Raw genomic sequence first — 8131 nt, forward strand, 5'->3', positions numbered from 1 at the left:
ATCTTTAAGGTCAAAAGATCGCAGCCTGCGGCAGCTCCTACACGGGAATCGTGGGCTACATCAGGTGTTTCTGCGGCTCGGGAATGCTCGCCGAGCCGAGAACGGCCGGCAACAGTCCAGAACGCAAATCCCCACCACTCGGCTGCTGATACAGGCTCAGGCCAAACTCCGGCAGCACCGCCAGCAAGTAATCGAAAATATCGCCCTGAATCCGCTCGTAGTCGGCCCACGCGGTGGTGCGGGTGAAGCAGTAGATTTCCAGCGGAATACCCTGCGCTGTGGTTTGCATCTGGCGGACCATGCAGGTCATGTTCGGCTGAATCTCCGGATGGCTCTTCAGGTACGCCAGCGCGTAGGCGCGGAAGGTGCCGATGTTGGTCATCCGCCGGCGGTTGGCCGACATCGCCGCGACATTGCCCTGTGCCTCGTTCCACGCCTTGAGCTCGGCTTTCTTGCGGCTCATGTAGTCGGTGAGCAAATGCACCTGAGAGAGTTTTTCTTCTTCGTCGTCACGGATGAAACGCACACCGCTGGCGTCGATGAAAAGGCTGCGCTTGATGCGCCGCCCGCCGGATTGCTGCATGCCACGCCAGTTCTTGAACGACTCGGACATCAGCCGCCAGGTCGGGATCGAGACGATGGTCTTGTCGAAGTTCTGCACCTTGACCGTGTGCAGGGTGATGTCGACCACGTCACCGTCGGCGCCGACTTGCGGCATTTCGATCCAGTCGCCGACCCGCAACATGTCGTTGCTGGTCAACTGCACACTGGCGACGAACGACAGCAGGGTGTCCTTGTAGACCAATAGAATCACCGCCGACATGGCACCGAGACCAGACAGCAGCAACAGCGGCGAGCGGTCGATCAGTGTGGCGACGATGATGATTGCGCCAAACACGTACAAGACCATTTTCGCCAGTTGCACGTAGCCTTTGATCGAACGCGTGCGGGCGTGTTCGGTGCGCGCATAGATGTCGAGCAGCGCGTTGAGCAGGGAGCTGACTGCCAGCAGCAGGAACAGGATGGTGAATGACAGCGCCACATTACTGAGGAAGGTCATGGCGGTTTTGCTCAGTTCAGGCACCAGGTGCAGGCCGAACTGAATGACCAGCGACGGCGTCATCTGCGCCAGGCGCTGAAATACCTTGTTGTGGCGAAAGTCATTGATCCAGTGCAGCGCCGGCTGGCGGCCGAGCATGCGGCTGGCGTGCAGGATCAGATAGCGCGCCACTCGTCCGAGCAACAGCGCGATCACCAATAACACGGTCAGCGCGAGCCCCGCCTGCAAGAGCGGATGCTGTTCGAGGGTGCCCCAGAGGTCCTGGGCGTTGAGCCAGAGCTGTTTGATATCCATAAGTACAACGATTCTTCTGTAAGACACGACGGACGATTAGAGCATTTAAGACGCTGCGTATTACCGTTGGAGACAAATCAGGCAACAAAAAAACCACTGATTGCTGCCGTTTGCATAAAGAAACTCGGCCTGAGCGCTCGAAACCGGTAACCTATGCAGCTGTTTTTTTGCATATCTTCGAGGTAGCACCCGTGTTTTCCCAATTCGCCCTGCACGAACGCCTGCTTAAAGCTGTGGCCGAGCTGAAATTTGTCGAGCCAACGCCTGTGCAAGCCGCGGCCATCCCGCTGGCGCTCCAAGGGCGTGATTTGCGGGTGACTGCGCAAACCGGTAGTGGCAAAACTGCCGCTTTCGTTCTGCCGATCCTCAATCGCCTGATCGGCCCGGCCAAGGTCCGCGTCAGCATCAAGACCCTGATCCTGCTGCCGACCCGTGAACTGGCCCAGCAGACTTTGAAAGAAGTTGAACGCTTTTCGCAGTTCACTTTCATCAAGTCCGGCCTGATCACCGGCGGCGAAGACTTCAAGGTTCAGGCGGCGATGCTGCGCAAAGTGCCGGACATCCTCATCGGCACCCCGGGCCGGATGATCGAGCAACTCAACGCTGGCAACCTCGACTTGAAAGAAGTCGAAGTGCTGGTGCTCGACGAAGCCGACCGCATGCTCGACATGGGTTTCTCCGAAGACGTTCAGCGGCTGGTCGATGAATGCCCGAACCGTCAGCAGACCATGCTGTTCTCCGCCACCACCGGCGGTTCCGGCCTGCGCGACATGATCGCCAAGGTGCTGAACAACCCTGAGCACTTGCAGCTCAACGCGGTCAGCCAACTGAACTCGACCACCCGTCAGCAAATCATCACCGCCGACCACAATCAGCACAAAGAGCAGATTGTGAACTGGCTGCTGGCCAACGAGACCTATCAGAAGGCCATCGTCTTCACCAACACCCGCGCCATGGCCGACCGCATCTACGGCCGCCTCGTGGCTCAGGAATACAAAGCGTTTGTGCTGCACGGCGAGAAAGACCAGAAGGATCGCAAACTGGCGATCGACCGCCTGAAGCAGGGCGGCGTGAAGATCCTCGTAGCCACCGACGTCGCGGCCCGTGGTCTGGACGTGGATGGCCTGGATCTGGTGATCAACTTCGACATGCCACGTAGCGGCGACGAGTATGTGCACCGCATCGGTCGTACTGGCCGTGCCGGTAACGACGGTTTGGCGATCTCGTTGATCTGCCACGGCGACTGGAACCTGATGTCGAGCATCGAGCGCTACCTGAAGCAGAGCTTCGAGCGCCGTACCATCAAGGAAGTCAAAGGCACCTACGGCGGACCGAAAAAGGTCAAGGCCTCAGGCAAAGCCGTTGGCGTGAAAAAGAAAAAGACCGACGCCAAGGGCGACAAGAAGAAAACCGCCGCCAAGACGCCGACCAAGCGCAAGAGCGCCAACCGTCCGAAGCCGGATTCGTTGGTGAGCAGCGACGGCATGGCACCACTGAAGCGCCGCAAGCCGGCAGAGCCAGCGGCTGAGTAAGCTTTTTCAGGCGCACAGCAAAAACCCGGACAGTGTCCGGGTTTTTTTTCGTCCATTGGCAGGAGTTGCCGAAGGCTGCGATCTCAGTGCTTAGCTTTCGGCTTTCTTCTCGGCGCTATTCAGTTCTTTCAACCGCTGGTCAATCAACTGGCACTTGTCGGGCAAGTCCTTGCTGGCCGTGCCCAGGTCCATTTTCTGCAGCTCGGCATTGATCTCTTTGGCCTTGGCCGGATTCTGCTCGGTCAGCTTCGAGACTTCCTTGGCCAGTTGTTCGCGCTTGGCGGTGGCCTCCTCCGGCGTGCAGGCCCAGACAGGCAGGGCGCAGGCGAGGGTGGCGGCGAGGGTGAGCTTGATCAGGGTTTTCATCGGGTCAGGCCTCAGTTCCGGTTAAGGCAGTTAATGGGTTGAGGCCATCTGACAGGAAAAAGTTCAGAAACTGTGGGAGCGAGCTTGCTCGCGAAAGCGTCGTGTCAGGCAACATCAATAGTGAATGAGCTGCCGCTTTCGCGAGCAAGCTCGCTCCCACGAAAAGCACTCAGTTGCCGTGGCAGCAACTGGATTTTGTTGCTGCCTCATACCGATCATGATGCCGAACCCACTCCATGATCTCGTCCTCATTGCGGCCCTTGGGCGTGAGGTCGAGGTAGTTGTAAGCGCCGACCAGCATGTCTAGACCACGGGCGTACGTTGAATAGGTGTGGAAGATCTCGCCGTTTGCATCCCGATAAAACACGCTTAGCCCGGGCATTTCTTCTTCTGCGCTGTCAGTTTTTTCGTAGTTGTAGGTAGCCTTTCCGGCAGCGACATCTTCGGCGCGGGCGCAGACGCCGAAGTCATAGTTGAAGTCGCAGCCTTCTGACGACACCCAGTCAAACTTCCAGCCCATCCGCCGTTTAAATTCTTGAAACTCGTTGAATGGCGCATGAGAGACAGCAACTACCGCAATATCGTGATGAGCCAGATGCTGGTTGGCGCCATCGATATGGTCGCTGAGAAACGAGCAACCCTGACAGCCTTCTTCCCAGTCCTTGGCAAACATGAAGTGATAAACGATCAACTGGCTGTGTTTACCGAACAGGTCGGCCAGTCTCAGCTCGCCGTTCGGGCCCTGGAAGTGGTAATCCTTGTCGACTTTCACCCATGGCAAGGCGCGACGTTGGGCGCTGAGGCGGTCGCGTGCCTTGGTGAAAGCTTTTTCGTCGGCGAGGTGTTGTTTGCGGGCGGCGAGCCACTTTTCGCGCGACACCACCGGATGATTCTCAACGTTCATGATGATTTCTCCTGCGGGGGGTTGAAACCGTCTGTTTCAGACTAGTCGTTTAACCCTGTGGGAAATCGACAGACCGCCGGTCGGTCGCCTCGCGCAAATGCAGCTGAACGGCTGCGCACAGCTCCGGTCACAACCTATGAACGCGCCATTCATTACGCGCACCGGAGGTTGTATCAGGATGACGACTTATAACTGGGATTTGATTGAACGCTTGTTGCACGAAGTGCAGAACAGCGCCGGCCATAGCTTCGCGCCTCGGGCCTACGCTGAAGATTACGCAGCGGCGAAAGCCAGCACTGGCGAGCCGATCGAGAACCTCGATCACCTGAAAACGCTGGCCTGCGATTATGAGCGTTTGCTGCTCTTGCGTGGTTACATTGCACCGCGTCCGGATGAAGAGGGCAGCACCGGCAACAATTTTGTCCTGACGCCACGCGGTTCCAGCTTGCTCAGCCTGATCGACAGCAGCATTCCTGGTAATGATCATCCGCGTCAGGTGCTGGATGAGCAGGACGATGCGTTGGCCGAAGCAACGTTTGATGAAGTGGCTTCGAAAGCCCAGATCGCCTAAGGCCCTGAAAGCAAAAGATCGCAGCCTTCGGCGGCTCCTACACGATCCCTGTAGGAGCTGCCGAAGGCTGCGATCATTGTTTTTCTAGTTCTGCTTCGCGGCTTTGAGGCATTTGAGGTCGTTGAAATCTTTACGCACGCCCTCGATTTTCTTCAACAACCGCTGGCGCTGTTGCGGCGTGCTCTCAGCCATCAGATCCACCGCCAGAGAGCGTCCCTGCGCTTCAGTCTCCGCGAAGGCCTTGCGGTAATCCGCTGTCCATAAACTCTCGCGATTGACCAGAAGCGTCTCGATTCTCTGTGGGAATTCGGGACTTTTGCGTTGCGCCACCGCTGCACTGAACTGCTTCTGCCAATGGGCGCGATTGGCGATCCATTGGCTGTATTGATCGCCGAGGGCGGTCGACCACGTCATGACTCGCTGCTCCTGCGCAGCGCTCAGCGGCCCGAGCCAGTCATTCAAGCGCTTGACCATGCGCGCGCCACGCTCGGCAAATTGCTGATCAAGAGGTGGCTTCAAGTATTCCTGCTGGCGTTTGCGCAAATCCTTGGCGAACGCCTCATTCATCTCGGCGACTTGCTTGTCATCCAGACCTTGCAATAACTCGATGGCCGACGGCGTGATTTCCTTGGCCGTTTCAGCAATCGCCTGTTTGGCTTCGACGGTGCGCGCCTGCAACGCCGCATCGGTGACCTGATTGGTTTCGACCATGGTCTGCAAGCGATCCAGCCAGTCCAGATAGCCTGGCAATTGTGTGGTGCAATGCCAGCTCAGGTGATCCTTGAGCCGTTCGTTGAACCAGTCTTTTTGCTCGCCGTTCATGTCCAGGTAATCGCCGAGCGTCCACGGAATGATCACGTCGAGATTGCGATAAGCCAAGCCAACGCGGCTGCAAGCGCCGAGGGCGAGGGTGAAGATCAAGAGCGCAGCAATGTGTTTGAACCAGCGAGACATGGGCGAATCCTTGCGATGGCCTGGCTTCGGGAGTCTGATTCTTATGTGATGCAGGATGCGCGCGGCAGTTCAGCCGATCAATAGAATGCGCGTTCGGCCTTCAGGGTGACGAGGCCGTCGCACTGGCTGTTGTGCCCGGAGTAGGCCGAGCAATCGCTGCCGCTGAGACTGGAATTGCTGTAGATCAGGTCAAGATCGACGCCCATGAAGGGCCGGGACAACTTCACCGACCAGTCAGTGAAACTGCTGACGTAGCCGCCATCCACTGCCACCGGCGTGGTCAGCTGGTGCGTGGTGTATTTCATGCTGATCCCGATGCCGAACGGCTGATTGCCGCCTAGGTCGGCAAACAGCGTGTTGTTCTGTTTATCCGGGTCATTGCTCAGGGCCACGCCAAAACGGCTGCCGAGCAGGGTCAGACCGCCGAACAGCTCTTGGCTGTCGAGAGTTTCTACTTCGGGGTAGCTGTAATGGATCATCCCGACTTCGTAACCGAGCGTCTGATCGAAGGGTTGTTTGAAGCCGACGTAGGAGTCGATCTCGAGATTCTTGCCCGGCGTGATGCCCATGCTCGGCGCGTATTGGCCGACATACAGGCCGCTGTCGTGGCTGAGGTCGAGCCCGCCATGGAAGGAGCCAGCCGCCGACGGTTTGACCAGGCCCTGGGCCATGCTGCGGCTGGGAGTTGTGCCGAGTTTGAGATCGAAATCGCCCAGCTCACGCTGGAAAACCTGCGCGTGCGCGGTCGCGCTGGCCAGCAGGCCTATGAGCAATAAACAGGAAGTTGTGCGCATGCGTCACTCCATGAACAGCGAGCGCAGGGCGGCGGGCCTGCTGAAACGCTTGATCTAGACGCGTGCAAGGATACCGGCGAATGATCGGCGTTGATGGCCGTTCGTCGATTTACAGTTTTTTTTGTTTAAAACGGGGAGGGGAGTGCGGTGCCAGTCCAGACGCTTCGAAGCTCAAAGCGCCTCTGGACGGGGGTAAAACCGGGTGTTACTTCTTGCCCAGGCTGATCTGCTTGGACGGGCCGAACGTCTGGCCACTGACGCCTTTGGCAATTTGCTGGATCTCGCCGCCGGACTTGAGGAACGCTGCGATCTGATCGTTGATCGATTCGCTGGTTTCAACGGCTGGAGCTGGCTTTGCTTTGCTGGTGGATGCTTTTACACGCATGGCGGCCATTAACCTGTAGAAAAGTAACTCGGCCAGGCATCGTACAGGAATAACTTGACAATTGCTTGGTAAATATCCCCGGGAATAACCAACCGCTGCACTGCATTATTCTCGATTCAATATCCGAAATACTCGGCTAACCTGCTGTTTTAACTAAGAAGATTAATGAGTTTTTGCGGAGTGGCGATATGCCGCGGGGTGCACAGGCGACTGACGAGCGGCACCCGGCGCAGCGCAGATCAAGGAAAATCAAGGCGTTGCGCAGAATTCCCGGCATCCGCCGATCTACCGCCCGACGTCGCAGGCAAAAACGGGTAGAATGCCGCCCACGCAATGAGGGTTCTGGAAATGGCTTTAGTCGGGCGTTACAACAGTTTGCAAGTGGTTAAACACACTAACTTCGGTTTATATCTGGACGGCGGTGCCGACGGCGAAATTCTTTTGCCCAACCGTTATATCCCTAAAGATATTCCCAGCGAAGATGAAGACTGGCTCAACGTATTTGTTTATCTGGACAGCGAAGACAAACTTCTCGCTACCACTGAAAAACCAAAAGTTCAGGTCGGCGAATTTGCCAGCCTGAAAGTTGTTGAAGTCAACAGCATCGGCGTGTTCCTCGATTGGGGTTTGCCGAAGGATCTGTTGCTGCCGTACTCCGAAGAAAAACGGCAGATGACTGCCGGCGAGTACTGCGTGGTGCACGTTTATCTCGATAAACACACCCGCCGCATCACCGCCACTGCGCGTCTGGATCGCTACCTCGACAAGACCCCGGCGAATTACAGTCAGGGGCAGGAAGTTGATCTGTTGGTTGCCGAAGCCACTGACATGGGCTTCAAGGCGATCATCAACAACAAGCACTGGGGTCTGATTCACAAGAATGAAATCTTCAAGTTCATGCGCGCCGGCATGATCGAGAAGGGCTACATCAAGGAAGTGCGCGCTGACGGCAAAATTGCCCTGAGCCTGCAGCCGGTTGGCCAGGAAGCGGCCAGCAGCCTGAACTCGAAGATCCTCGCCAAGTTGCGCGACAACAGTGGCACGTTGCCGGTCAGCGACAAGAGCGATCCGGCGCTGATCAGCAGCCTGTTCGGTGTCAGCAAAGGCAACTTCAAGAAGGCCATCGGGGCGCTGTACAAGGAAGGCAAGATCGTCATTCACGCTGATCGCATTGAACTAACCTGAGACACTGCTGGCCCCATGTAGGAGCTGCCGCAGGCTGCGATCTGTTGATCTTGTCTTTTAGAAACAACGTCAAAAGATCGCAGCCT

The 8131-nt window shown here is 57.1% G+C and carries 9 protein-coding genes; 3 read left to right on the plus strand and 6 right to left on the minus strand.

The annotated features are described in order from the left end of the window. Positions 1-55 precede the first annotated feature (55 nt). Entirely contained in the window at positions 56-1354 is a 1299-nt protein-coding gene (locus EJA71_RS20975) for a mechanosensitive ion channel family protein (protein ID WP_158959468.1), read from the minus strand. Positions 1355-1545: 191 nt separating this feature from the next. Between EJA71_RS20975 and EJA71_RS20980 the strand changes: the two genes are divergently transcribed. After that, positions 1546-2886 (plus strand): DEAD/DEAH box helicase, encoded by a 1341-nt coding sequence (locus EJA71_RS20980; protein ID WP_158959469.1) that lies wholly within the window; start codon positions 1546-1548, stop codon positions 2884-2886. 90 nt (positions 2887-2976) lie between these two features. On the opposite strand, the gene EJA71_RS20985 is transcribed toward EJA71_RS20980, so the two are convergent. Both EJA71_RS20985 and EJA71_RS20990 read right to left on the minus strand, forming a co-directional pair. Further along, positions 2977-3252 (minus strand): hypothetical protein, encoded by a 276-nt coding sequence (locus tag EJA71_RS20985; protein WP_158959470.1) that lies wholly within the window; start codon positions 3250-3252, stop codon positions 2977-2979. Between the two features lie 169 nt (positions 3253-3421). Continuing rightward, positions 3422-4156, minus strand: a complete 735-nt coding sequence (locus EJA71_RS20990) for a thioredoxin family protein (protein WP_158959471.1) — start codon at positions 4154-4156, stop codon at positions 3422-3424. 178 nt (positions 4157-4334) lie between these two features. Here EJA71_RS20990 and EJA71_RS20995 point away from each other — a divergent pair, with 178 nt between their 5' ends. Further along, positions 4335-4727, plus strand: a complete 393-nt coding sequence (locus EJA71_RS20995; RefSeq protein ID WP_158959472.1) for a transcriptional regulator — start codon at positions 4335-4337, stop codon at positions 4725-4727. An 84-nt stretch (positions 4728-4811) separates the two neighbouring features. Here EJA71_RS20995 and EJA71_RS21000 read toward each other — a convergent pair whose 3' ends face one another. From EJA71_RS21000 to EJA71_RS21010, 3 genes are all read right to left on the minus strand, one after another. Then, on the minus strand, positions 4812-5681 hold the full coding sequence (locus tag EJA71_RS21000) for a DUF6279 family lipoprotein (protein WP_158959473.1): 870 nt from the start codon (positions 5679-5681) through the stop codon (positions 4812-4814). Between the two features lie 77 nt (positions 5682-5758). Next, positions 5759-6475, minus strand: coding sequence for a TorF family putative porin (locus EJA71_RS21005; protein WP_158959474.1), 717 nt, complete (start codon positions 6473-6475; stop codon positions 5759-5761). 205 nt (positions 6476-6680) lie between these two features. Beyond that, positions 6681-6869 (minus strand): hypothetical protein, encoded by a 189-nt coding sequence (locus tag EJA71_RS21010; protein WP_016985943.1) that lies wholly within the window; start codon positions 6867-6869, stop codon positions 6681-6683. A 339-nt stretch (positions 6870-7208) separates the two neighbouring features. Here EJA71_RS21010 and EJA71_RS21015 point away from each other — a divergent pair, with 339 nt between their 5' ends. Continuing rightward, positions 7209-8045, plus strand: coding sequence for a S1 RNA-binding domain-containing protein (locus EJA71_RS21015; protein ID WP_122591794.1), 837 nt, complete (start codon positions 7209-7211; stop codon positions 8043-8045). Positions 8046-8131: the final 86 nt, after the last annotated feature.

Origin of the sequence: Pseudomonas sp. PB106 (genome assembly GCF_009764645.1) — a bacterium.
Lineage (GTDB): Bacteria > Pseudomonadota > Gammaproteobacteria > Pseudomonadales > Pseudomonadaceae > Aquipseudomonas.